The 23550-nt window shown below is 59.9% G+C and carries 21 protein-coding genes; 7 read left to right on the plus strand and 14 right to left on the minus strand.

Going from position 1 to position 23550, the window contains the following annotated elements:
- Nucleotides 1-68 precede the first annotated feature (68 nt).
- Both HBO11_RS06475 and HBO11_RS06480 read right to left on the minus strand, forming a co-directional pair.
- Entirely contained in the window at nt 69-1814 is a 1746-nt protein-coding gene (locus HBO11_RS06475; RefSeq protein ID WP_169951940.1) for a phosphoethanolamine transferase CptA, read from the minus strand.
- A 147-nt stretch (nt 1815-1961) separates the two neighbouring features.
- Nucleotides 1962-2126, minus strand: coding sequence for a DUF6026 family protein (locus HBO11_RS06480; RefSeq protein WP_169951417.1), 165 nt, complete (start codon nt 2124-2126; stop codon nt 1962-1964).
- A 266-nt stretch (nt 2127-2392) separates the two neighbouring features.
- Between HBO11_RS06480 and gnd the strand changes: the two genes are divergently transcribed.
- The 3 genes from gnd to HBO11_RS06495 are packed head-to-tail and all read left to right on the plus strand — an operon-like array spanning nt 2393 to nt 5714.
- The gene (gene gnd, locus HBO11_RS06485) at nt 2393-3373 is read left to right on the plus strand and encodes a phosphogluconate dehydrogenase (NAD(+)-dependent, decarboxylating) (protein ID WP_169951938.1); all 981 of its coding nucleotides are present in this window, start codon (nt 2393-2395) and stop codon (nt 3371-3373) included.
- Nucleotides 3370-4893, plus strand: a complete 1524-nt coding sequence (gene zwf / locus HBO11_RS06490) for a glucose-6-phosphate dehydrogenase (protein ID WP_169951935.1) — start codon at nt 3370-3372, stop codon at nt 4891-4893. Before gnd ends, zwf begins: the two co-directional genes overlap by 4 nt.
- Nucleotides 4890-5714: an HAD family hydrolase gene (locus tag HBO11_RS06495; protein WP_169951933.1), complete on the plus strand. Its 825-nt coding sequence runs from the start codon at nt 4890-4892 to the stop codon at nt 5712-5714. Before zwf ends, HBO11_RS06495 begins: the two co-directional genes overlap by 4 nt.
- Here HBO11_RS06495 and nhaB read toward each other — a convergent pair.
- Together nhaB and HBO11_RS06505 are read right to left on the minus strand one after the other, a co-directional pair.
- On the minus strand, nt 5702-7204 hold the full coding sequence (nhaB, locus tag HBO11_RS06500) for a sodium/proton antiporter NhaB (protein ID WP_169951931.1): 1503 nt from the start codon (nt 7202-7204) through the stop codon (nt 5702-5704). The two genes, HBO11_RS06495 and nhaB, sit on opposite strands and share 13 nt — an antisense overlap.
- A 216-nt stretch (nt 7205-7420) precedes the next feature.
- Nucleotides 7421-7687, minus strand: coding sequence for a hypothetical protein (locus HBO11_RS06505; protein ID WP_169951918.1), 267 nt, complete (start codon nt 7685-7687; stop codon nt 7421-7423).
- A gap of 341 nt (nt 7688-8028) precedes the next feature.
- Between HBO11_RS06505 and HBO11_RS06510 the strand changes: the two genes are divergently transcribed.
- The gene (locus HBO11_RS06510; protein WP_169951915.1) at nt 8029-9354 is read left to right on the plus strand and encodes a sigma-54 dependent transcriptional regulator; all 1326 of its coding nucleotides are present in this window, start codon (nt 8029-8031) and stop codon (nt 9352-9354) included.
- An 83-nt stretch (nt 9355-9437) separates the two neighbouring features.
- On the opposite strand, the gene HBO11_RS06515 is transcribed toward HBO11_RS06510, so the two are convergent.
- The 7 genes from HBO11_RS06515 to HBO11_RS06545 all read right to left on the minus strand — a co-directional run bounded on the left by HBO11_RS06515 (nt 9438) and on the right by HBO11_RS06545 (nt 15467).
- Complete coding sequence (locus tag HBO11_RS06515; protein ID WP_169951912.1) at nt 9438-10739, minus strand: hypothetical protein; 1302 nt, start codon at nt 10737-10739, stop codon at nt 9438-9440.
- Between the two features lie 49 nt (nt 10740-10788).
- Nucleotides 10789-11535, minus strand: coding sequence for a hypothetical protein (locus HBO11_RS06520; protein WP_169951910.1), 747 nt, complete (start codon nt 11533-11535; stop codon nt 10789-10791).
- A gap of 37 nt (nt 11536-11572) precedes the next feature.
- A complete protein-coding gene (locus HBO11_RS06525) occupies nt 11573-12253 on the minus strand; it encodes a C39 family peptidase (protein ID WP_170041332.1) in 681 nt (226 codons plus the stop codon).
- A 59-nt stretch (nt 12254-12312) separates the two neighbouring features.
- Nucleotides 12313-13068 carry a hypothetical protein gene (locus tag HBO11_RS06530; RefSeq protein WP_169951904.1) on the minus strand — a complete coding sequence of 252 codons (756 nt, stop codon included), beginning with the start codon at nt 13066-13068 and terminating at the stop codon, nt 12313-12315.
- 68 nt (nt 13069-13136) lie between these two features.
- Nucleotides 13137-13685 (minus strand): adhesin, encoded by a 549-nt coding sequence (locus tag HBO11_RS06535; RefSeq protein ID WP_169951902.1) that lies wholly within the window; start codon nt 13683-13685, stop codon nt 13137-13139.
- Entirely contained in the window at nt 13682-14140 is a 459-nt protein-coding gene (locus tag HBO11_RS06540) for a hypothetical protein (protein ID WP_169951899.1), read from the minus strand. Before HBO11_RS06540 ends, HBO11_RS06535 begins: the two co-directional genes overlap by 4 nt.
- A 328-nt stretch (nt 14141-14468) precedes the next feature.
- Nucleotides 14469-15467, minus strand: coding sequence for a FecR family protein (locus HBO11_RS06545; RefSeq protein ID WP_169951897.1), 999 nt, complete (start codon nt 15465-15467; stop codon nt 14469-14471).
- Nucleotides 15468-15618: 151 nt separating this feature from the next.
- Here HBO11_RS06545 and HBO11_RS06550 point away from each other — a divergent pair, with 151 nt between their 5' ends.
- Entirely contained in the window at nt 15619-15888 is a 270-nt protein-coding gene (locus HBO11_RS06550; protein ID WP_169951895.1) for a PepSY domain-containing protein, read from the plus strand.
- 11 nt (nt 15889-15899) lie between these two features.
- On the opposite strand, the gene HBO11_RS06555 is transcribed toward HBO11_RS06550, so the two are convergent.
- Nucleotides 15900-21041, minus strand: a complete 5142-nt coding sequence (locus HBO11_RS06555) for a DUF6543 domain-containing protein (RefSeq protein WP_169951893.1) — start codon at nt 21039-21041, stop codon at nt 15900-15902.
- A gap of 129 nt (nt 21042-21170) precedes the next feature.
- Here HBO11_RS06555 and HBO11_RS06560 point away from each other — a divergent pair, with 129 nt between their 5' ends.
- A complete protein-coding gene (locus HBO11_RS06560; RefSeq protein WP_169951891.1) occupies nt 21171-22202 on the plus strand; it encodes an Ldh family oxidoreductase in 1032 nt (343 codons plus the stop codon).
- Between the two features lie 39 nt (nt 22203-22241).
- On the opposite strand, the gene HBO11_RS06565 is transcribed toward HBO11_RS06560, so the two are convergent.
- Entirely contained in the window at nt 22242-22562 is a 321-nt protein-coding gene (locus HBO11_RS06565; protein ID WP_169951888.1) for a DUF883 family protein, read from the minus strand.
- Between the two features lie 165 nt (nt 22563-22727).
- Here HBO11_RS06565 and HBO11_RS06570 point away from each other — a divergent pair, with 165 nt between their 5' ends.
- Nucleotides 22728-22979 (plus strand): hypothetical protein, encoded by a 252-nt coding sequence (locus HBO11_RS06570; protein ID WP_038441493.1) that lies wholly within the window; start codon nt 22728-22730, stop codon nt 22977-22979.
- Nucleotides 22980-22996: 17 nt separating this feature from the next.
- On the opposite strand, the gene HBO11_RS06575 is transcribed toward HBO11_RS06570, so the two are convergent.
- On the minus strand, nt 22997-23545 hold the full coding sequence (locus HBO11_RS06575; RefSeq protein ID WP_169951886.1) for a GNAT family N-acetyltransferase: 549 nt from the start codon (nt 23543-23545) through the stop codon (nt 22997-22999).
- Between the last annotated feature and the right edge of the window lie 5 nt (nt 23546-23550).

The following is a 23550-nucleotide window of genomic DNA, read 5'->3' on the forward strand; positions in this document are numbered from 1 at the left end:
TGTAGGACGCTTATTAAGTGCGGGTTAACGTCACGCCCCTCCAGAGTTAACGTGAGGGGCGGGGTCGTTTACTTCAGCACCACATTCTGGGTGCCGGTATTGGCCTTGGGCTTGATCAGACTGAAGTCGATCAAGGCCTTCTGCGGACGCTGGTAGGGATCGCCAATCAGCAACGGCCGTGGCTTGAAGCTATCACTGACCAGGCTGCGGCTGCGGTCCAGTTCGTCGAAGCTCAAGCCGGCCAGGTCAGCCCAGGTGTGAATCAACTGCGAACTGCTGTACGGACGTTGCACATCACCCTGCATATTCCAGTCGTGGGTGGCGCGCCACTTCGGCGAGGCCCAGGTCATGAAGGGGATGGTGTACATCGGCGCCGTCGGCTTGCCCTCGTTGCGGCCCAGGGTGTCGTGGCCTGCCGAGTCGAACACATCCTCGCCGTGGTCGGACAGGTACAGCAGGAACCCATTGGGGTCGGTCTTGGCGTAATCCTTGATCAGGCTCGACACCACGAAGTCGTTGTAGCGCACCGCATTGTCATAGCTGTTGTAGGTCGGCAACTGGTCGTCACGCACGCCGTCCGGCACGCCCTGGCGGTCGGTAAAAGTGTCGAAGCTTGGCGGGTAGCGGTACTGGTAGCTCATGTGGGTGCCCAGCAGGTGAACCACGATCAGCTTGCGCTCGGCCTTGTCGGCGAGGGCCTTGGAGAACGGCTCCAGCACGTCGCCATCGTACTGGCGGGCGTTCTGGTTGCGGTTGTTGTTGAGGTACACCTGCTCGTCGGCCTGCTCGGAGAACGTCGTGAGCATGGTGTTGCGCTTGGTCATGGTCTGCTGGTTGGTGATCCAGAAAGTCTTGTAGCCGGCCTGTTTCATCATGCTGACGATGGATGGGGTCTTGAGGTACAGGTCTGGATGCTCTTCGTCGGCAAAGGTCAGCACCTGTTGCAGCGCCTCGATGGTATAGGGGCGCGGGGTGATGACGTTGTCGAACACGTCCAGTTGGTCACGCAGCTTGTCCAGCTCCGGCGTGGTCTTGCGGGGATAGCCGTAGAGGCTCATGCGCTGGCGGTTGGTGGACTCGCCGATCACCAACACAAGCGTCGACGGTTGGCCGGCCATGCTGTCCTTGAAGTTGCTCAGGGGCGGGATCTTGCTGACGTTGTCGAGCATGCCCTGCATGTTGTTCAACTGCTGGGTGTAGCGACGATAGGCGACGATCATCTGCCATGGCACTGCAGGTTCGACACGGGTTTCGAAACCATCGATGGCCCGCTCCAGGGTGTCGTTGGTAGCGATCTGCTTGGCCAGCGGATAACCGACGATCGCCAGCACTATGGCGGTGGCTGCGACCATCGCCCGGCCCCGGGGCAGGTAGACCGGGCGTATGCGGGTCCAGAGGAAGATGGCCAGGGCGGTGTGCGCAATGAAGGCCAGTACGATCCACCAGGCAAAATACTGGGTGGCGTACTCGCCGGCTTCAGAGATGTTCGACTCGAACATGATGAAGATGACGCTCTGGGAAAATTCCTGCTGGTAAATAAAGAAATAGCCCAGGCTGGCCATGGAACAGGCCCACAACACAACACCGATCAAACCGGCCAGCAACCGGGCGCGACGTGGGAATAGCAGCATGGGTGCCAACCACAGCGCGCTCATGAAGAACGCCTGGCGGAAGCCACTGAAACCGGAGGTGCCGGTCAGTTGGATCAGCAGTTGGGTAATGCCTGAGAAATACCAGAAAAACAGGAACATCCAGCCAAAACCTGCCCAATCAAACCCTTTTGCAGACTTCGTGCTGCGTTTGAACATCGCCATGCAGCGCTCCAACCCAATAATTACCACCGCCCATGCGTGAGGCGGCGTTCTGGCGGAGGATTATCGGGAAGGGCTGGTGAAAACTTCGTGAGTTGGATCTGAGGGAACGATCCTTTAAGGCGCCGGCAGGCCAGCGCCTACAAGGGCTCAGCAACTGATGGCTTGATTCGCGAGCTGGGCCTGCAACTGCGCGCGCAGACGGATGACTTCCTGTTGCAACTGTTCACGCTCGTCTTTCAACTGGCGCAACTCGTCGCGGCGGACGGTGACGTAGAGGGTCTGTGGCGGGCGTGTCATCTGTGCAGTGCGCATTGCTTACCTCGCAAATAGCCGGTGTGTCGCGGTGCCAGAGCGCTTGAGTCGAGGCCCTCGGCAGGAGTCAGGGGGCGATTCTGATTTCTTTTTCAGCTCAATGGAACTTTTTTATTTTTCAGGGTCGTTGTGACTTTTCAGGCGGTGATGGTGAAACGATGGCCTCTTTTTCTGATGAAACTAGTGCGATTGGCGCCGGACTAATTCGTCATTGCGCTATAAACTGTGTCACACATTTTTTTATTTGTAGTTGGGAGCATCAATACATGCAACTGGGGATTATTGGACTAGGCCGCATGGGCGGGAATATTGCGCGCCGCTTGATGCTCAATGGGCATACCACCGTGGTCTACGACCGCAATGAAGCATTCGTCAAAGGCTTGAGTGAAGAGGGCGCGACCGGCGTTGCCGATCTGGCCGCCCTGGTGGCCGGCCTGCAAAAGCCGCGGGCCGTCTGGGTCATGTTGCCGGCGGGCGAACCCACTGAAACCACGATCAACGACCTGAGCCAATTGATGGAGCCCGGCGATGTCATCATCGACGGCGGCAACACCTTCTACAAGGATGACGTGCGTCGCGGCAAGGCCCTGGCGCAAAAGGGCCTGCACTACATCGACGTCGGCACTTCCGGTGGCGTGTGGGGCCTGGAGCGTGGCTACTGCATGATGATTGGTGGCGACGCCGAGACCGTCAAGCACCTGGACCCGATCTTCGCCACCCTGGCCCCGGGCCTGGGCGACATCCCGCGCACCAAGGACCGTACCGCCACCGACGACCGTGCCGAGCGTGGCTATATCCACGCAGGCCCGGCCGGTTCCGGGCACTTCGTGAAGATGATCCACAACGGCATCGAGTACGGAATGATGCAGGCGTTTGCCGAAGGTTTTGACATTCTCAAGACCAAGAACTCGGAAAACCTGCCGCCAGAACAGCGTTTTGACCTGAACGTGGCCGATATCGCCGAAGTCTGGCGCCGTGGCAGCGTCGTATCCTCCTGGTTGCTGGACCTGACGGCCGATGCCCTGGCGACCGACCCCAAGCTCGACGGTTACTCCGGTTCCGTGGCCGACAGCGGCGAAGGGCGCTGGACCATCGAAGCGGCCATGGAGCAATCGGTACCGGTACCGGTGCTGTCCAACTCGTTGTTCGCCCGGTTCCGTTCGCGCCAGCAAAGCACCTACGGTGACAAGCTGCTGTCGGCCATGCGCTTTGGCTTCGGCGGCCATGTGGAGACTTCCAAAAAATGACGGCCAACGGCAAGAAACCCAAGGCCGAACCCGCTCCACCCACCACCTTGTTCCTGTTCGGCGCCCATGGCGACCTGGTCAAGCGCCTGCTGATGCCGGCGCTGTACAACCTCAGTCGCGATGGCCTGCTGGGCGAGGGCCTGCGGATTGTCGGGGTGGATCACAACGCTATCAGCGATGCCGACTTCGCCAAGAAACTCGAAGACTTCATCCGCACCGAAGCCGCGAGCAAGGTCAAGGGCAATGCCGAACATGCACTGGACCCACAATTGTGGGCCCAGTTGGCCAAGGGCATCAGCTACGTGCAGGGCGATTTCCTGGACGACGGCACCTATGCCGACATCGCCAGCAAAATCGCCGGCAGCGGCACTGGCAACGCGGTGTTCTACCTGGCCACCGCGCCGCGCTTCTTCAGTGAAGTGGTGCAGCGCCTGGGCCGGGCCAACCTGCTGGAGGAAAGCCCCGAGGCTTTCCGCCGCGTGGTGATCGAAAAGCCGTTCGGCTCCGACCTGGCCACCGCCGAGGCGCTGAACGCCTGCCTGCTCAAGGTCATGAGCGAAAAGCAGATCTATCGCATTGACCATTACCTGGGCAAGGAAACGGTACAGAACATCCTGATCAGCCGTTTTTCCAACGTGCTGTTCGAAGCGTTCTGGAACAACCACTACATTGACCACGTGCAGATCACCGCTGCCGAAACGGTCGGCGTGGAAACCCGGGGCAGTTTCTTCGAGAACACGGGCACCCTGCGCGATATGGTGCCCAACCACCTGTTTCAGCTGTTGGCAATGATTGCCATGGAGCCACCGGCCGCCTTTGGCGCCGACGCGGTACGCGGCGAGAAGGCCAAGGTGATTGGCGCGGTGCGCCCCTGGTCCCTGGAGGATGCACGGGCCAACTCGGTACGCGGCCAGTACACGGCGGGCGAGATCGGCGGCAAGGCGCTGCCTGGCTATCGGCAAGAGGCCAATGTGGCGCCGGACAGTAGCACCGAGACCTTCGTGGCCCTCAAGGTGATGATCGATAACTGGCGTTGGGTCGGCGTGCCGTTCTACCTGCGCACCGGCAAGCGCATGAGCGTGCGCGACACCGAAATCGTAATCTGCTTCAAGCCGGCGCCCTATGCGCAGTTTCGCGACACCGACGTCGATGAACTCAAGCCGACCTACTTGAAGATCCAGATCCAGCCCAATGAAGGCATGTGGTTCGACCTGCTGGCGAAAAAGCCCGGGCCGACCCTGGACATGGCCAACATCCAACTGGGCTTTGCCTACAAGGATTTCTTCGAGATGCAGCCGTCCACCGGCTACGAAACCCTGATCTACGACTGCCTGACCGGTGACCAGACGCTGTTCCAGCGCGCGGACAACATCGAAAACGGCTGGCGTGCGGTGCAGCCGTTTCTCGATGCATGGAAGGAAGACGACGGGATCCAGGCCTACAAGGCCGGCGAAGATGGCCCGGCGGCGGCAGATGAGTTACTGGCTCGCGATGGCCGCGCCTGGCATAGCCTCGGATGAGTGAGGCCGCGATTCAACCCATCCGTTTTTTGTTGAGTGATATGGACGGCACCTTGTTGTTGCCCGATCACAGCCTCAGCCAGCGCACCATCGACGCCGTGCGCGCGCTGCGCGAGGCCGGGGTGTTTTTCAGCCTGGCCACCGGGCGGCCGCCCAGGGCGATGTTGCAGCAGATCGAAGCATTGGGCGTCGACGTGCCCACGGCCGGGTTCAATGGCGGCACCCTCGTCAACCCCGATGGCAGCATCCTGGTCGCGCACCATCTGCCAGAAGAAGCCGCGTTGATCACGTTGGCGCTGTTAGGCGATCAACCCGAAGTAGAAATCTGGGTGTTTGCCGATGGCGACTGGCTGCTGCGTGATCCTGCGGGCCCCATGGTGCCTCGGGAACAGCATGGCTTGGGCTATGCGCCGGTGGTGGTGGAGAGTTTCGGGCCGGTCCTGGGGCGGATCGACAAGATCGTCGCCGCCAGCGCTAATGCCCAGTTGTTGATTGAACTGGAGGCGCAGCTGCAGCCCAAGGTCGCAGGCCTGGCCCAGGTCTCGCGTTCGCAGCCGGTGTATCTCGATATCACCGCGATGCAGGCCAACAAGGGCGATGCCCTGAAAACCCTGGCCGCTCATCTTGGCGTGGCGCTGGAGCACACAGCGGCCATCGGCGATGGCGGCAATGACCCGGCGATGTTTCAGGTGGCCGGGTTATCGATTGCCATGGGCCAGGCCGAAGAGGCGGTCAAGCGTCAGGCCGATGTGGTCACCGGCAGCAATATCGAGGACGGCGCCGCCCAGGCAATTGAGCGGTTTATCCTTCACAGCCAGTAACTGACCGCATACCAGCCCAGCACGCCCATCACCACGGTGTACGGCAGCGCCATCCACACCATGCGCCCGTAGGACAGGCGGATCAGCGGCGCAATCGCCGACGTCAGCAAAAACAGGAATGCCGCCTGGCCATTGGGTGTCGCCACGCTGGGCAGGTTGGTCCCGGTGTTGATCGCAATGGCCAGGGTCTCGAAATGCTCGCGGCTCATATGGCCGGACACAAACGCCTGCTTGACCTCGGTGATATAGATCGTCGCCACGAACACGTTGTCGCTGATGGCGGATAACAGGCCATTGGCAATAAACAGCATGCCCGGCTGTTGTTCGGCGGGCAGTGCCAGTACCCATTGGATCAATGGGGTAAATAGCTGCTGATCATGAATCACCGCGACCACCGCGAAAAACACCACCAGCAACGCGGTAAAGGGCAGGGCGTCCTTGAAGGCATTGCCGATGCGATGTTCTTCGGTAATCCCGGTAAAGGCGGTGATCAGCACGATCACCAGCAGGCCGATCAAGCCAACCTCGGCGACATGAAAGGCCAGGCCGGCGATCAGGATCAGTGCAGCCAGGCCCTGGACAATCAGCGCTGCCCGCTGGCGTGGGGTGCGTTCGGCGTTGTCTTCACGGGCGTAATCGGCCAGCACCTGGCGCACGTTGTCCGGCAGTAGCGTGCCGTAGCCAAACCAGCGCAGTTTTTCCAGCAGCACGCAGGTGACCAGGCCCGCTACCAGCACCGGCAGCGATACCGGGGCAATGCGCTGGAAGAACTGGCTGAAATTCCAGCCCATCTCATGGCCGATCAACAGGTTCTGTGGCTCGCCTACCAAGGTACACACACCGCCGAGGGCGGTACCGACGGCGCCGTGCATCAACAGGCTGCGCAGGAAGGCGCGAAATTGCTCAAGGTCGGCGTGGTGCAAGCTGGGCAGATGGCGATCGTCGCTGTACTGGCTGTCCTGGCGCGGATCATTGCCCGATGCCACGCGGTGATACACCGAATAGAAGCCCACCGCGGCACTGATAATCACCGCAGTCACCGTCAAGGCATCGAGAAAGGCGGACAGGAAGGCCGACAAAAAGCAGAACATCAGCCCCAGCAGCGCCTTGGAGCGTACGCCCAGCAGCAGGCGCGAAAACAGGAACAGCAGCAAGTCCTTCATAAAGTAGATACCGGCCACCATGAACATCAGCAGCAGGATCACCGGGAAGTTATGCAGCAACTCGTCGTACAGCGCCTGGGGCGTGGTCATGCGCAGCAACAGCGCCTCGACCATCAACAGCCCGCCGGGCATCAACGGGTAGCAGTGCAGCGCCATGGCCAGGGTGAAAATGAACTGGGCCACTAGCAGCCAGCCGGCCGTCACCGGGCCGAATACCCAGAGCACCAAGGGGTTGAGGATCAGGAACGCGAGAATGCAGGCCTTGTACCAACGAGGCGAGTGCCCAAGGAAGTTATGGGCGAAGGCCTGGGCCATTGATCCGGACATGGGGTGCTCCTGGGGGCGAGAAGTGCGCAAGGTGCCCGAGGCTCACTGGAAGATCAAGTGATCATGGCATGGCTGCTATATAAAGAAGGGCGATACGAAAGTTTCAGGCACGCAAAACCCGTGGCGAGGGGTGAACTCACTCGCCACGGGTTTAATAGTCTTAACAAGTTGCAGCCGATATAAGAAGCGACGGTATGTCGCAGTAGCTGCGTTAACTTACTTGGGCATTGCCCAGGATTGAAGTTGATAACCTTCGCCATTCAATTCGGCGCGGGCTTGCAGCAGCAGGGCTTCCAGTTGCTCTGGATCGGAGTAGGTGCTGCTGGAAATCAGTGTGCGCCCGATGCGGGTTTCGGTGCGGTCGATTACGGCCAGGCTAAGTGCGCCAGTACCGTCTTGTAGTGCCCAGGCTACGCATTGAAAGGGTTCAAAGGCATGGCCGGCGATCAGCAGTGCTTCGTTGAAACGGAGCGGGGCGTTCATGGGGTCTTCTCTCTAAGTGCCCAATCAAAAGATGTGCCGTCGGTTGGGCTTACCGTTCGGCTAGTACCTGTACTGATGCACGATGACAGGGTACGGGTCACATGTTAGAGCAAGAAAATTCAACTTTTCGTGATTAACGTCATGTAAGGCGTGATTTTGAAAGGTGAATGAAAGATTGCAGTAGTGTTCGTCGCGGGGCTTGATCGCTAAACGCTGTATCGGTGAGGGTTTTATCGCGAAACGATACAAGGGTAGTGTCAAGATCTTGCTAGGGTTATGAGCAGCTCGCCCAAACTGTTGTTTCTAAATAACTTTAATGATTTTGACGCCAAGGAATAGTCATGGTCGTTACACCAGCCCTGCGTCGCTTGCTTGTGGTCGATCCCTGTGACGACTGCCACCAGTTATTGCCTGGTTTGCGGGCGGCTGGCTGGGATGTCGACAGCTGTGCCCTGGAGGCGCTGGGCGAGCGAACCTGTGATGTAGGGCTGTTGCGCCTGCAGCCTTTTCACCTGCAGCGGCCCGAAGCGGTCAAGGAACTGATCAGTCGCAGCGGCACCGAATGGATTGCCGTGCTCAGCCCCGAGATGCTGCGCCTGCAAAATGTTGGCGACTTTGTGTGCGAATGGTTTTTTGACTTCCATACCTTGCCGTTCGATGTGTCGCGCGTCCAGGTCACCCTGGGCCGCGCCTTTGGCATGGCGAGGCTTAGGGGCAAAGGCGTGACCCATGTGGACGAGCCGGAGCATGAGCTGTTGGGTGATAGCCGGCCGATCCGCGAGTTGCGCAAGCTGCTGGCGAAACTGGCGCCCACCGAGTCGCCGATTTTGATCCGTGGCGACAGCGGCACCGGCAAGGAACTGGTGGCCAAGACCCTGCACCGCCAATCCCAGCGACACGCCAAGCCCTTTGTGGCGATCAATTGCGGGGCGATCCCCGAGCATTTGATCCAGTCCGAACTGTTTGGCCATGAAAAGGGCGCATTCACCGGCGCCCATCAACGCAAGATCGGCCGCATCGAAGCGGCAAATGGTGGCACGCTGTTCCTCGATGAGATCGGTGACCTGCCGATGGAGTTGCAAGCCAACCTGTTGCGCTTTCTCCAGGAAAAGCATATCGAGCGGGTGGGTGGCAGCCAGCCGATCCCGGTGGATGTCAGGGTGCTGGCGGCGACTCACGTCGACCTGGAAGCGGCTATCGAGAAGGGCACCTTCCGTGAAGATTTGTACTACCGGCTCAATGTCCTGCAAGTGGTCACCGCACCGTTGCGCGAGCGGCATGGCGATGTGGGGATGCTGGCCAATCATTTTTCCAGGTTCTACAGCCAGGAGACCGGGCGCCGGCCGCGCAGTTTCAGCGAGGACGCGTTGGTCGCCATGGGCAAGCATGGTTGGCCGGGCAATGTACGCGAGCTGGCGAACCGGGTGCGGCGTGGCCTGGTGCTGGCCGAAGGGCGGCAAATCGAAGCGGCCGACCTGGGTTTGCAAAGCCAGCAGGCAATCGTGCTGCCCATGGCGACACTGGAAGACTACAAGCACCGCGCCGAACGCCAGGCGTTGTGCGATGTGCTGAACCGCCATAGCGACAACCTGAGCGTTGCCGCACGGGTGCTGGGGGTTTCCCGGCCGACTTTCTACCGGTTGCTGCACAAACACCAGATCCGCTAGGGCGGGTAAAAAAAGCCCCGTCGCGACCCTTATCGCGGCGGGGCTTTTCCTTTTCTCAAACTCACCATTCCCTGTAGGAGCGTTTAGAAGTAGTACGGGAATTTCAGGCTGAAGGTGAAGTCTGGTGCGTCATCGGTCATGCCGATAGCCAGGTTGGGCACGATGGTGAGGTTTTCGCTGGCGGCAATGGTCATGCCGACGTTGAAATACCCGGCATTGGCGTCACTGGACACAATCGACTGCCAATCACCGCCATCAGGCTTGAGCTTGCTCTTGCGCTGGATCAGGTCCGACACCGAGAACGACATACTCATGCGCTCGTTGAGGGCAAACGCCACCCCCACGCCCAACTGGAAGCTGTCGCCCAGGCGCACTTTGCCACCGATGTTCTGGTTGACGTCACTGCTAATGTCGTCAAACGAGCCCTCGAAATTGTGGGTGTAGGAAATCGAACCGAACAGCACGGCCGGGTCGAAGGTCTTGACCAGGGAGAGCCCCGGGGTGATCGACCATACGCCGTTGCCGGTGGGCAGGTTCTCCGGCACGTACAGGTTGTCGTTGGCCGTCGAGCGCACCAGCTTGATCCCGAAAGGCTCCTTGCCGGTGGGGGCTTTGACGCGGACCGACACCACGGCATCGGGCATCGTCGGCGATTCGTCGAGGAACTTGTAGGCAATCCCGAAGTTGACGTCGCCGATGGTCGGATCCCGGCTCACGCTCTCTTCGGAAGTGGCCTGCGGGTCACCGCCACTGGCGCCACCGGACTGGTAGGTCGACTCGCGGTACACCACTGGCACGTTGACGTCGAACTGCCAGCGGTTGTCGAGGTTGTAGCGCCCGGTCAAGTCCAGGGTCCAGTTATCCGCCTTGATGCGGTCCAGGTTGATATTGCCGAGGAAGATCGAATCCAGCGCCAGGAAGCCGTTGAGGGTCAACTGTCGGGCGTCGTAGCGGGCGTAGGTGATGCCGGTTTCAAAACTGAACTTGCCGTTGCCGAAGAAACCGCTGGCTTCGTTATACAAGTTACTCACGCTTTGTGCTGGCTCTGAATCATCCTTGAGCGATTGCCCATAGGAACTGCCGCCGGCTGCAGCGCCCTTGCTGTCCTTGGCGCCGCTGGCGGCCACGGTGCTGCCGCTCTGCTTGAAGTCTGCCGGCGACTTGGCCAGGCGTTTGGGGGCTGGCGTCGCGGGCTGGTCTTCTACCTGGCGTACCCGTTGCTCGAGGACCGCCAGGGCCTTTTGTTGTACTTCGTAGCGCTGCTTGAGCTCCAGCAGTTCTTGTTTGAGGGTTTCGATATCCGCGTCTGGCGCTGCGTACAACAGACTCGCCGGCAAGAGCGTACTTAAACAGACAACGGCACGTAGTGATAACGATCGATGCATGAAATAAGCCGTCCTTTTCTAATGCGTAAGTGTCGAGGGTCAGCGTAGTTCAATAACCGAGTGTGCGTAGGCCCTTGAGTTGATCCAGATTGCAGTTCAATGCCCCGGCGCTCAGGCCATTGCTGCCAAGCGCGACGTTGAGCTGGGTCATGTTATTGACGAAGTTGCTGTTGCCTTGCAAAACCGTGCCTTGCAGCACGTTGCCGCCGCCGATCTGCTGCAACGCATTACCCTGGTTGTTATGGGCTGCGATGGCCATTTGCACGCCGCCATTGTTGGCGGACACACTGACCCGGCCCGCCGCGCTGTCTGTGGTGAACGAGCCGCCCGCCAGCAACGCATGCCCTGATTGCGCGACGTTGGCCGGCGACAGGCCGTTTTCACTGACATTGATCCCGACGTTGTTGTACGCCGTGTTGCCATCGCCTGCGGCGCGTACGGTCTGGGTCACGCCCTGGCCGCTGCCCAGCCCGGCGCCACCGACCACGGTGCCGGTGCCCGGGTCGCGGTTGGTGCCGTTACCCACCGAGCCGGTGGATTGCACATAGAATTGCGGGGTGATCGTGGACGAGTCGATATGCATGTTGGCGCTCACCGTACTGGTGTCACCCGCCGCATTGGTCCAGGTGGTGCTCATGACAATGCCGAAACTGACAATCCGCCCCGGCATCACGAAGCGGCCGCGCAGTTCAGCCAGTTCCGCGTCGTTCATTTCAATGGGCTTGAACGCCGATGAGGCATAAGCAGGCATCGAGGCTGCCAGGCACAGGGCCGTGAGCCAACGGGAAGTGTTCATCATCTGCTCCTGGGGCATCCTGCCCCTTATGGCGCTTCTAGAAGAAGTCGCTCTGGATGAAACCGAAGTCCATCAGCTCGGCGTCGCCCACGGGCCGGAACTCGTTCATTTTGGTCTTGGCGGTCAACGGCGTGGGGGGATCGAGCAGGGCGTTGGTCTTGTCATAGCCTTCACCGAGTACGGCGAAGACGATGCCATTCCAGCCTGCGAGGAAGTCATCCCGCGAAAGGCGCTTGTTGCCCAGTACCGGATCGCCGATGTAGACCCAGTCTTTTTCAGCCCGCTGCATCACCACAAAGTGCTTGTAGCCACGGATCTCCACCAGCACCACCACCGGGATCTTCACCGTCAGCAGGGTGTCGGGTCCGATCTTGTAGCCCCGGGCGCGCATGCCGATGCTTTCCAGATAACGCTTCATGTCCAGCATGGAAAAGCCCTGGGTGCGTACCAGGTCCTGGTCAGCGTTGATCAGCATGCCCTTGATGATGTGTTCTTCATCCACGTCCAGCCAATAGGCCTGGCGCAGGATGGTAGCGAGTGCCGCAGCACCACAGCTGAAATCGGTTTTCTGTTCCACCAGGTTGGCGAACCGGCGTTCGCGGATGCTCTCGACCTTCTTGAAAATCACTGCACCGCCGGGCATGGCGGAAATCGCCATTTGCCCTGCCCACGAGGGGCCGGCGAGCAATAACAGAAGGCAAAGCGTCGCGAGGCGCATGATCATGACCTGATGGACACTGGAAATAAAAAGGGCCTTGTTGCCAAGGCCCCGTTGCATCAGAACGCCAGTTTGCTGCCAGTGCCCGCTGCGCAGACGGTGCAGCCGCTGCCCAGGGTGAGGGTGTTGCTTTGTTGGTTGCCCGAACCCGCTGCCACGTTCACGCCGATGTTGCCCGAGGCGTTGTTGGCGGAGTTGAGCAGGCCAGCGTTGTTGACCACATACTGAGGCTTGTAGCTGTGTTTGGAGGCCGCTTCGTTGAGGAAGTGGTTATCCAGGGACACTTGTTCGGTGTTCGAGGCAGCCGCGACGTTTTTGCCGTCAGCCGTCACGATTGCCAGGTTGTTTTTCTGTTGGTTGCCTTGACCGGCCGCCACGTTGACCCCGACGTTGCCGGAGCTGTTGTTGGCCGAGTTGACCAGCGAAGCGTTGTTTTGCGTGCCTTTGTTGGTGAACTTGTTGTCTTTGCTTTCTTGATAGATATCGGCCAAAGCGAAGGTACTTTTAATATCATCATCAGCGCTGCTGGTGATTGCCGCAGCGTTATCTTGCTGGTTGCCCGAACCCGCCGCGATGTTGGCGCCCAGGTTGCCTTTGCTGCTGCTCAGCGAACCGTTGGCCCCTGCGTTGTTGAGGGTCTTGGTGTCGTCGAACTTGTTGTCCTTGCTCACTTGGGTGTCGGTCACGGCAGCGGCCACGGTGCCGGTTGGCGCTGGGGTTGGTTTCCATTTTTCGGCAGGACCTGCCTGTGCAGCAACAGCCATGAGCGCAGCCAGAGCGAAAACCAGTGGTTTGAGAGCCATTGTAGGTTTCATGGTGTATCTCCTTGCTTCTAATTAGTTGGTTAAGTGTTGGTACGGTCTAACAAACACCTATCAAGGGGTTACTTGATAGTCACGCCGAGGGTGTTAGCCATTCGGTTCCCCACCCCTGCACTCTGATTCACCTGTACCACTCCACGGCTGCCGGTGAAGGCCTGGTCGCTGGTAACGACCTGGCGGCTGCCAGTGGTAGAGGGGGATCGTGAGTCTGGTAACAACGTCATGTTCTGTTGCGACAGGACGCTGTCATCGATGCTTTGCGGACCTGTGCTGATCCGCACCGCATTGATCATCTGGTTATTGGCGCCGGCCGCCTGGTTGACGCCCAGGATGCCGTTGCCATTGCTAAATGAGCTGCCCTGGATCGCCGCGCTGGCGTTCAGGGCGGGGTCAACCTTGCCGTCGAGTTTCTGGATCAGCGCCTCGCTGGCCTGGCCACCGAGGCTGATCGCCCGACTGTTGATCTGCTGTTGTTGATTGCCGGCGGCCTGGTTGACCGACAGCACACCGGTGTACTGCTTGCCGGTATTGTCGATCGAGGCCTGGTTGCTGCTGTCGGCCATGGCCGCCGAACAGCCGAGTACGCTGAGTAACAGCCACGCGCGATTCATGGCTGGACCCCCATCATCGCGCCAATGTTGTTGAGCGGTGCCAGGCCGCGCTCGATCGAGCCGCTGATCTGCCCGCCCAGGGTATTGCCGCTGGCATGCCCGGCCGCGGCACCGGCGCCCAGGCCAGTCGAGCTGTTGCCCAGGGTATTGCTCAAGCCGGGGAGGTCGCCGTTAGGCAGGATGGCGCGGGTGATGGTCGAGCCGCTGCTGACACCGGCGAAATCGTTATCGCTGAGTTCGCTGCCAGTAGCGCGCAGGATCTGTTGGCTGGGGTTGGCGTTGGCGGTGGAAGGGTACGGGTCCTTGCCAAACGCAGGCCGACCGACCATGAACCCTTGCACATTGCGACCTGTAACGATGATGCCGTCCTGCGCAGAGGCGGGCAGGCTCACACTGGCGCTGAGTACACAGCTGATCAGCAGTAGGCCTATGGAGCCTTGATTGAGAGTTGCCACGGCATCATTCCTTGTTCTATGACGCTGACCCTAAACAGCGCTGTAGGGAATAGAGCAGGAGCTGTGCCGTTTTTTATATTTCCAGCTTTTTCAAAGGCTTGGGATGTATGGCAGGGCAGTCAGGTGCAAAGGTGTATCAGCTATGAAACAGGACGCCAGCGGATGACCGGCACCTGGCATGGGCAGGCAGGGCGAAAGGGGTGTTTCAGCAGCGCAACACTATTGATGACCAATCGATGAATCCGCAGCCGCAGGGCGCTTGCGCGGCGGTGGGTGTTTCAAAAGTGGACATCATGGCGCGAGCAATCCCTTGGGGAGCGATTGCTGTTTAGCGTTTGGGAGTTTTGCGTGGGATCGAATTGAGCACGGTGTTGCCATCCTGGTTCTGGGTCAGGTAGACCGGCAGCACCTTGGGCAGGGAGGACACCAGATGGGTAACTTCATGGACATCGTAGATCCCGCCAATACGGATATTGCCGGTGCCGGTATCGGCCAGCATCACCGGTTTGCCCAGGTAGCGGTTGATCAGGGGCAAGGCATCTACCAGTGCCAGGTTGTCGAGGATCAACTTGCCCGTGCGCCAGGCCAGTGCCGGGTCGTGGGGGGAGAATGCCTGTAGCTGCGGTTGCGCATCACCACGGTTGTAGCTGGCCTGCATCCCGGGTGTGAGGTTCAGCCCGCTGTGGCTGGCATCGCTGGTGATCTTAACCGAGCCCTCCAGCAGCATGACCCGCACCTGCTCGTCATACTTCCAGACGTTGAACTGGGTGCCTGTCACACGGATCTGCCCGCTGCCGGCGCGCACCACAAACGGATGCTCGCGGTCGTGGCTGACGCTGAAGAACGCCTCGCCTTTTTTCAGGGTGGCCCGGCGCTCGTTTTTATAGTTGCTGTAGACCAGCTCGGTGCCCAGGTTCAGTTCCACGACGCTGCCGTCGGCCAGTGTCACTTGGCGCAGGCCGTTTTCGGCGGCGTAATGCTCATAGGAACTGGGCAGCCAACCGGCTTCCCAGCCAGTGAAGGCGGCCAGGGGCAACGCCACCAGAGAGATGGCGGCAGCCACGGCATACTTGCGCCAGCGGCTGGGCGGTGGAACCAGCGCCAGGGGCGGGGCGGGTTCGTTACTGCGGGGCAAATGGTCGGCTACATCCCAGATTTCCAGCATGGCCGCATATTCGAACGCATGCAGGGGATGTGCGTCGTGCCATTGCTCGAACGCCTGGCGCTCGGCCTCTGTGCAATCAAAAGCGTGCAGGCGCATGCACCAATGCGCGGCGGCATCGGTGATTGCGTCGTAGTCAGCTTCTGAAAGGGGTTGCTCGGTCATTGGTGCTTCCTGATTTCCTACATTCTAACCTTCCCGGCAGGGTGCCGAGAACAGCCATCATGGCGAATGAGCATCAATGTGGAACTAATTCGGGGTCCAAACACCCTAAAAATCTGGATCTGTAAGTCATTCTCTCTAACGGAGTAAGAAAATGCTGAAGAAAACCCTCACCGCCATGCTTGCCACTGCCACCTTGCTCGGCGCTGGCGCCGCCCTGGCCGACAAACCCGGGGCAGGTTGGATCACCATCGAGAAAGCCATTGAAACCGCCAAGACCAAGGCCGGTTACATCGAGGTCTACCAGGCCGAAGCTGATAACGACGGTTACTGGGAAGTAAAAGGTCGCAAGGCTGACGGTATCGTTTATGAAGCACGCATCGACGGCGCCTCGGGCAATGTACTGCGCGATCAAAAGGACTGATCCCCGCGGGATCAGTCCAGCGATGCCCTTCGACTGGAGGGCACTGGGTCTAACTGACGTCCCAGGTTACTGATCATGAACGCCACCGAGTCGGCATTATCCAGCATGGTGTCGACTCGCCTTGCCAGGTTGCTCATGAAAATCCCCCTTGCGTTGCCCAAATTCGCGCCCCCGGTGGTGCGAAGTATCTGATCCCTGATGTACTCGGTGTCTGAGGCTTGTCCGAAGTCGCTCCATAGCGTGCCGCTCACGTCCGCAAACTTGAATAGCTGGCCCACGGGTGTCCTGCGCGAGTAGCTTTGGGATTGCTGTTTTTTCAGGGCGCCAGACAGAGTGCGCCCGGCCTCTGTCAACGTCTCGATCAGGTCGGAAAACGGCGCCACGGAGTCCAGGTACGCTGCATCGGCTGTCTCAGCAACCACATGGCTCAACTCATGAATCAGCAGCGTCGCCCGCGCATGGGCCGCCCAGTCGAAATGGTCGGGCAGGCAGTTGTCATAAATGCTCAAAGGCGGTGCAAAAAAATGCTCGGACAAGTAAATCCGCCGATCAGGATCTTTATCGATAGTGAACCCCCAATTGCCGTGTGGGTCCGTTCGATGAGAACCGGCCACGAAACGCTTGGAATCAAGCGCGCTGAGCTTGGGGTCCAACAGCGCTGCCAGGATCAGATCGACGATACGATGCAGCTTTTGCACCAGGAGTGGATCAACCACTTGCGGGCCCTGATCGGTGTCGATATCAATGCCAAAGAACTCATTGACGAAGCGATGGATACGCGTGACCGGCGCTACCCCAGGCTCCAGCAAGGCCAGGTTCAACTTGCAGTTCTGCACATAAAAAGTTGCCAGGTCGATCGCCTCGACAATCATCCTGGCCCGATCAGGGCACAGTTGGCGAATGGCCCTCATCCCGACAGCCTCGATATTCATTGTCCTGCGCGCTGACGCCCGGATTTCCCTGCGATCCAGCAGGCGACCAAAAGCCTGGCCATAGCGTGCGATATTGCCGCGGGTGTCGATCGCCCATTGCCCGGCGCTGTTGCGATGTATGAAGGGGCCGTTTTGATCGGGTGTGCGAATGCGCCAGTCGTTCCCCAGAGACAGCGCCTTGTACACCTTGCCAGCCAACGGAATATAGGCGGCCCCTTGATGCTGGTAAGTACCGTTGAGCTCATTCTTGTTCATGTTCACCAGGGCCACATCACTCACTTCGCTGGGTGCAAGCTGGGTGCGTTGTGGGGCGGTGATGTCCAGTCCCGGCCATTTCACAAAGGTCTGCGGCGCAGCCTGGGGCGTTTGCTGCTCGGGATCGAAGAGCAATGACTGCGCGTCGTGCAATTGCTGAGCCAGTGACGCCATTTGCGCAATGCCTTCGATAAACGTCTGTAAGGCCCGGCGCCAATGATGGTCTTGCAATGCTTCGGCGGAGTCCATGAACAACGAAATGCTGCGCCAGATATTCCACGGCAGCGCCAGCTTGCCAGGCAGCAAACTCAGCACACTCTCGGCAGAACCGCTGAGCACCTGCTTGACGGTTTCCCATTCGGCCTGCGCCCCCTCGACCCATTGGACGCCGAGCCACTTGAGGAGCAGTTGCCGATTGTCGTCGAACAGCTGGCTGAACAGGTTGCCCTGGATTGGATTGAAGTCCAGGGTGATTTCCGAATCTCTCCCCAGCGTGCTGGCCAGCAGATTGCGATAGGTCGCGTCCTGAGGCGCGGCCAAGCGATTGAGGACGCAGTCTTGCAAGGCACCCGGCAGGTTCAGGGCTTCAAGAAACTGCGCTTCGCTTTCAAACTCGGTAAAGCTCAGTGTCGGGTGATAGGGTGCATACAACACCTGGATCCCCTCGCGTCCTGCGCTAATAAGGTAGAGGCCGAGCACGGGCGCGCGCGTGGCACCGGCCGTGGCTAGCAGCTCAAGCGGCCTGATGATGGCGCTCGCGCCTGCAACCGACGCGCGGGCAATCGCGTCTGGCATGTCGACAACCTGTTGGATCAGGTCCAAGCCTCGGTCTGACAGGCGCTCCTGTAATTTCAGGGCATGGGCATGCTGCAGCAGCTGCCACGGCAGTTGCTGGCTGAAGTCCCTGCGCCGCTGCTCGATTCCGGGCGCACCGCCAGCCAGGTGTCGCGCCAGGTAGGTGTGGTAGTCATCGTGGATTTTCAACTGGGTCAGCATCTGGCGCACCACGGTTTCCGTAAGGTCGGCAGACGTGCAGACCACATCGAACCTGGCACTTTGCAGGCTGGCGGGGTTCATGGCGAAATCCAGCAGGCTCTGGCGTAGCCCTGCCAGGGCCAGCTTGGGAACGATCTGCACCCCATCGGCAAACAGCGAGTAATCGACGAGCATTTCGTTAAGGCGATCCGACACATGCTGGCGCAATGACCGGAGCTCATAAAGATAGTCCCGGCCATGCAACGTACTGACGCGATATTGCTCGAGAATCTCCGCGTGGCGTCTTTGTTCCCTGGCCGGCGCGGCCCCGAGCCTGTCGGGCAGCGAATGCCTGAGTTCAGCCCAGCGGGCGATATCGATAGCGCGCTGCAGATTATTGGCCGGCAGTTGGCGCTGCACCTCGCCGAGCGCCTGGACCAATGACTGGGCATTGGTCTTGAACGCCAGAGTGTGTTGGCGCTGGGCGATGTGTTGATCGATCCACGATCGCTGGCACCTATGCAGCACCGGTTCTCTGATTGATTGAAGCGGTCCCAGCTCATAGCGTTGATGGGGGAGCCGCTTAAGCGCGTCCAGGTTTTCCAGCAGGCTCAGGCGTAGGGCCGAGTCGTTCAGCCGGTGCGCCAATGCGTCGCGCAGGTAACTGATCGTAGTAAAGGCTTCCACGCCGGTGGCGGGCGTCCACAACAACGCATGTCCGGAGTGATGCTGATCAAGCCCGCCGCGCTCGGTCAGCACAAAACAGTTGGCCAATTGACGCAAGGTGGTTTGGCCTTTCGCCAGCAGCGACAGGGTGAAGGCTTCGGGTGTGAAGCCGTTCAAGGTCAGAGGCTGGCGTGTGCTGGTGTTGTCCGGTTTGAGGACGGCCCGCAGGATGCCGACATCACGTTCGTCCAGGGTTTTATCGAGCAGTCTGAGACTAGCCTCTTCAAGAATCCCCACTGCCATGCTGTGTGCCAGCGTGGGGATCAATGCCTCCAGGCCCGCGCGGGGAGTCTGGGCGACGGCCTGGAGGTTTAGCACGAGCAACCACTGGGTGAGCATGCTATTGAGTCGAGCAATGCTCAGTTCCGGCCGTTTTGCTGCCAGGCCGTGGTTCCGTGGCCCGTACACGCCGTACTGCGCAGAGTCAGGAATGGCCTGTGCCTCTCCCTTCAGCCGGGCGATGCAATGGGCCAGGATGCTCTGGCTGGCTTGGGGCGTCCGGCGTTCCTGAGCGTCGGCATGGGTGGCATAGCGGCTGATGTAGAGGTTTGCCGGATCCAGGGCGATCCCGGCAGAGAGGTTGAAGGTGCGGCGCAGTTGGTCGGTAATCAGCGTCTCAAGGTTGGGAATCCGCGCTATCAGATCGCCCTGTGCGTTGACCAGGCTGTGCAGTTTGCGGATTGTCAGTCGCGCCCTTTCAGCGGGTACCGAAGGTGGCGATGGGTGAGTGCTCCACCGACCCTTGGCACCCAGTCCCAGTAGACGATGGTCAAGCATGGCACGGATATCCAGGCCGTGATCAAGCAGGGCATAGGCATTGACCGTCCCCAGGTTACGCCGGTAGATATCCAGGCAATACTCGAGGTTCTGCCGCTGCTTGTTGATGATGCCTTCAAACAAGGTGTTGAATACCGGGCCATTGATAGAGGCCAAACTGATCTGTGGATGTTTAAAACCTATGAACCGCGCCCGTTCCTCCAATCCCAGGAAGCCGAAAAAATCATCTTCATGCCCCCTCGCCTGGGCCATTGCCTTGAGCGTTGCCTGCAAGTCGTCATAGCTTGCAAGTACTTGCAAGCCCTTGGATTGGGTGTAGAGACAGTTAAGGCTATCGGTAATCACCAGCGTACTGGCCAACTCGACAAAATGGGGTGGGTACTCCCATAGCCGGACTTTCTCGATAGGGATTGTTCCCCGGCGGTTGCCCTCCAGGTAAAGCGCTTGCAATTCTTGCCACTGTTGCGCCGAAATCACATCCTCCTGGCGCTTGAACAGCAGATCGACCCTGGATTTGTCGCTCATCGCCTGGGCGAAGTACTCGCGCCTCGACTGCCCGGGATGGATGTCAGCGTTCCAGTAGGTCTCTATTGAGTTGAGGAGGAACAGATGTAGCTGGCGCGAGGCTTGTTTCAGCCCCTCTTCCCACAGTGTGTTGGTGCCCTGGGTCGCTGCCACCTCAGGGTTCACGAACTCCCGGCGCAGGCCTACGGGCCAGGACTGCTGGCGATAAAACAACAGCAGGGCATCGCGCAGGCGCAGCGCGTCGACCCAGCGGTCCTGCTCCGTAGGGGAGGCCGCCAGGGCATACAAAAAGACATGGGTCTTGTGTTGATCAGCGTTGGGAAAGGCTTTGCGCAACGTGCTGTTCAGCAGTTGGTCCAGCAACGTCTCCAATAACGGCAACTGGCCCAATTGATCGAGCATTGCCTGCACATTCAGTTGTTGGTAACGCTCGATGCAGGCTTTTTGTTCGTCGAATACGTTGCCCTCGATCAGTTGCCGAGTGAGCGTAGAACCGGCCGCAAAGCTGAAATCTGCGCGTTGGCCAATGGACAGGAAATGCAATAGCTCGCCACGTTTGTGCTCATCGCCCAGCCTGGTTTTCAGTGCTTGCGACAATTGCCCGTAATCACTGAATTTCTCCAGTCCGGTCTGCGGGCCATAGAAAAAAACCGCGCTGTAGTCGCCCTCGGAACCCATCGCGAATGCCCCGGCCAGTTCAATCGGTTCCTTGCCTGGGCAGTTGAGCAGCAAGCGCTCGGCGATCATCGGCGGGGATTGGGCTTTACGGCCGGTGGCGCTGGCAAAGAACAGATTGCGCAGGAACTGGCGATCTTGATCGCCGATATCGCGCTGGCGTTCGCGCTCATTCAGGCGCTTGGCCAGGCGCATGGCCTCGGGGAAAAAGTAGGGGAGTTGCAGGTCGTCCATCGCAAAGGCTCGGTGCAGGTTATAGAAGGCATCGAGCCTAGGCGTGGCGGGCATCCGCAGGGCCCTAAATAAATAGGCTTGAAACCGCAACGGTGGTTGACAGCTCACTTGTCACGCGTTGTTAATCAAGCAGCTGAATCCAGCAGGCTGTTGCCCCTTCCAATAACAATTCTGGAGCTTCAGATGTCAGCCACTCCCATTACCGCAGTGAATACTTCAATCGGCTTCACTGAACTTGTGACTCTACTCAAGGCTATTTTTACCCGTCATGGGGCCTCGCATGAGGTTGCCAGCGTACTGGCCGACAACTGCGCCCGCGCCGAGCAGGATGGGGCTCATAGCCATGGGGTGTTTCGCATACCGGGCTATGTCTCGACCCTGGACAGCGGCTGGGTCAATGGCCAGGCGGTGCCGCTGGTCGAGGATGTTGCCTCGGGCTTCGTGCGGGTAGACGCCGCCAATGGGTTTGCCCAACCGGCCTTGGCTGCCGCCCGCCCATTATTGGTGGCAAAAGCCCGCAGCGCCGGGATCGCCGTACTCGCGATTCGTAATTCTCATCACTTTGCCGCCCTGTGGCCGGATGTCGAACCGTTTGCCGAAGAAGGCCTGGTCGCCCTGAGTGTGGTCAATAGCATGACCTGCGTGGTGCCCCACGGTGCGGATCGGCCCTTGTTCGGTACCAATCCCATCGCGTTTGCCGCCCCACGCGCAGATGGGCCGCCGATTGTGTTTGACCTGGCCACCAGCGCCATCGCCCATGGCGATGTGCAGATCGCCGCGGGCAAGGGCGAACGGGTGCCGCCGGGCACCGGTGTCGACAGCCTGGGCCAGCCGACCCAGGACCCCAGGGCGATCCTCGAAGGCGGTGCGTTGTTGCCGTTTGGCGGGCACAAGGGCTCGGCGTTGTCGATGATGGTCGAGCTGCTGGCGGGGGCCTTGACCGGGGGGAATTTTTCGTTTGAATTCGACTGGTCCAACCACCCCGGCGCCAAGACGCCCTGGACCGGCCAGTTGTTGATCGTGATCGACCCGAGCAAAACCGCCGGGCAAGACTTCGCCCAACGCAGCCAGGAACTAGTGCGGCAGATGCATGCGGCGGGGTTGCGGCGTCTGCCGGGCGATCGGCGTCATCGCGCACGGGACAAGGCCGCGCTGGAAGGGATTATGTTGGATGGGGATGAGCTGGCGCGGTTGCGCGCGTTGGCGCAAGGCTGATGGCGGGCGCGGGCTGAGCCGCGCCAGCCGTGTTGTCGATCAGTTGCGACGGCCCAGCAGCAGGCCCACTACTAGGCCGAAGCCTGCGGAAATCGCCACGGTCTGCCAAGGGTGGCCACCGATATAGGTTTCGGTGGCATCCACCACCGGCTTGCTGCGCTCGCGCACGCTGGATACCGAGTCCAGGGCCTGCTTGAGCTTTATCGCGACCTGTTCGCGCAGGGTTTCACCTTCTTCTCCCACCAGCGACGCGCTGCTCTTGAGCAGTTTGTCGGATTCTTCGATCAGGGCCTGGAGTTCGCTGAACGCCTGGTCCTTGATTTGCTCTTCGACAGCTTGGGCGGCGGTTTTACGGGCCATTGAGTAGCTCCTTGCGGGGTAAGTGGGCAGTGAACAATGGAGTCTTGCAGCACGGCAAAAGTTGCAGTTTTTTTTCGTGGGTTACTGAGTCTATGCAAAATCCGAATTCGGACCTTTCCACCTACAGTGTAAGATGTCACCTATTTGTGCAGCAGGTAATTCCACATGAGCTTCAATCTGGCCAACAAGCCCTTAGCCGAGCGTGCGGCGCTTGAAGACGAAAAGTCCCGTCTGTATGACTTGTGGCAAAGCAACCTGGGCAAGGCCAAGGGCGAGGGCGCGCGGCTGTTTGGCGAGCGCGCCAAGCGCAAGGGCAAATGGGCCGAATGGGTGCGTTCGGAACTGGACGGTATGTCGCCACCGGAATTTGCCAACATGGTACGCAGCGAAGTCAACCGCCTGATGGCCGCCAAGTAGGCCGGGCTGGCCGGTGCCTACAGCTGTTGTTTGAGCCACTCTTCGCGGGTGATTTCCCAGATGTCCTTGGGGAACGCCCCCTCCACGAACTGTCCTTCTTGCGTGCGGATCAAGCGCATCCCGGTTTTTTCGCTAAGCCTGCGTGAGCCCAGGTTCGGCGCCGCCTTGGGCACCCGCAGCACGGGTCGCCCAAGCACCTTGAACCAATACGCGGTCACTGCCGCGCTGGCTTCGCTCATCAACCCCTGGCCCTGCCATTGCGGCCCGAGCCAGAAGCCACGGTTGTTGTCTTGCTCATCCATCAGGCTCACGTTGCCGATCAACCGTTCGGGCGTCTCGCGCAGGCGGATCGACCAATGCCACTCGCGCCCCTGGGCCATGGCAGGCAAAGCCACCTGTTCCAGGTAGCTGCGCGCACCGTCGGCCGGGTAGGGCCAGGGCACCAGGGCATTGAGGTAGCGCACCACTTCCCAGTGGGGAAACTGCTGCTGTATGCCCTCGGCATCGTCCAGGGTCAGCGGCTGCAGGATCAGGCGTTCGGTGTACAGGGTAGGCAAGGTGTCCATGCTAT

Source organism: Pseudomonas sp. WS 5010, assembly GCF_012985565.1.
Lineage (GTDB): Bacteria > Pseudomonadota > Gammaproteobacteria > Pseudomonadales > Pseudomonadaceae > Aquipseudomonas.

Bases quoted from the DNA above. Each gene is read 5' to 3' on its own strand.
- HBO11_RS06560 (WP_169951891.1), top strand. From the start codon at position 21,171: ATGTCAGCCACTCCCATTACCGCAGTGAATACTTCAATCGGCTTCACT.
- HBO11_RS06525 (WP_170041332.1), bottom strand. From the start codon at position 12,253: ATGCGCCTCGCGACGCTTTGCCTTCTGTTATTGCTCGCCGGCCCCTCG.
- HBO11_RS06555 (WP_169951893.1), bottom strand. From the start codon at position 21,041: ATGCCCGCCACGCCTAGGCTCGATGCCTTCTATAACCTGCACCGAGCC.
- HBO11_RS06510 (WP_169951915.1), top strand. From the start codon at position 8,029: ATGGTCGTTACACCAGCCCTGCGTCGCTTGCTTGTGGTCGATCCCTGT.
- HBO11_RS06545 (WP_169951897.1), bottom strand. From the start codon at position 15,467: ATGACCGAGCAACCCCTTTCAGAAGCTGACTACGACGCAATCACCGAT.
- HBO11_RS06495 (WP_169951933.1), top strand. From the start codon at position 4,890: ATGAGTGAGGCCGCGATTCAACCCATCCGTTTTTTGTTGAGTGATATG.
- HBO11_RS06505 (WP_169951918.1), bottom strand. From the start codon at position 7,687: ATGAACGCCCCGCTCCGTTTCAACGAAGCACTGCTGATCGCCGGCCAT.
- HBO11_RS06475 (WP_169951940.1), bottom strand. From the start codon at position 1,814: ATGGCGATGTTCAAACGCAGCACGAAGTCTGCAAAAGGGTTTGATTGG.
- HBO11_RS06550 (WP_169951895.1), top strand. From the start codon at position 15,619: ATGCTGAAGAAAACCCTCACCGCCATGCTTGCCACTGCCACCTTGCTC.
- zwf (WP_169951935.1), top strand. From the start codon at position 3,370: ATGACGGCCAACGGCAAGAAACCCAAGGCCGAACCCGCTCCACCCACC.
- nhaB (WP_169951931.1), bottom strand. From the start codon at position 7,204: ATGTCCGGATCAATGGCCCAGGCCTTCGCCCATAACTTCCTTGGGCAC.
- HBO11_RS06535 (WP_169951902.1), bottom strand. From the start codon at position 13,685: ATGAATCGCGCGTGGCTGTTACTCAGCGTACTCGGCTGTTCGGCGGCC.
- HBO11_RS06530 (WP_169951904.1), bottom strand. From the start codon at position 13,068: ATGAAACCTACAATGGCTCTCAAACCACTGGTTTTCGCTCTGGCTGCG.
- HBO11_RS06570 (WP_038441493.1), top strand. From the start codon at position 22,728: ATGAGCTTCAATCTGGCCAACAAGCCCTTAGCCGAGCGTGCGGCGCTT.
- HBO11_RS06575 (WP_169951886.1), bottom strand. From the start codon at position 23,545: ATGGACACCTTGCCTACCCTGTACACCGAACGCCTGATCCTGCAGCCG.
- HBO11_RS06480 (WP_169951417.1), bottom strand. From the start codon at position 2,126: ATGCGCACTGCACAGATGACACGCCCGCCACAGACCCTCTACGTCACC.
- gnd (WP_169951938.1), top strand. From the start codon at position 2,393: ATGCAACTGGGGATTATTGGACTAGGCCGCATGGGCGGGAATATTGCG.
- HBO11_RS06565 (WP_169951888.1), bottom strand. From the start codon at position 22,562: ATGGCCCGTAAAACCGCCGCCCAAGCTGTCGAAGAGCAAATCAAGGAC.
- HBO11_RS06520 (WP_169951910.1), bottom strand. From the start codon at position 11,535: ATGAACACTTCCCGTTGGCTCACGGCCCTGTGCCTGGCAGCCTCGATG.
- HBO11_RS06515 (WP_169951912.1), bottom strand. From the start codon at position 10,739: ATGCATCGATCGTTATCACTACGTGCCGTTGTCTGTTTAAGTACGCTC.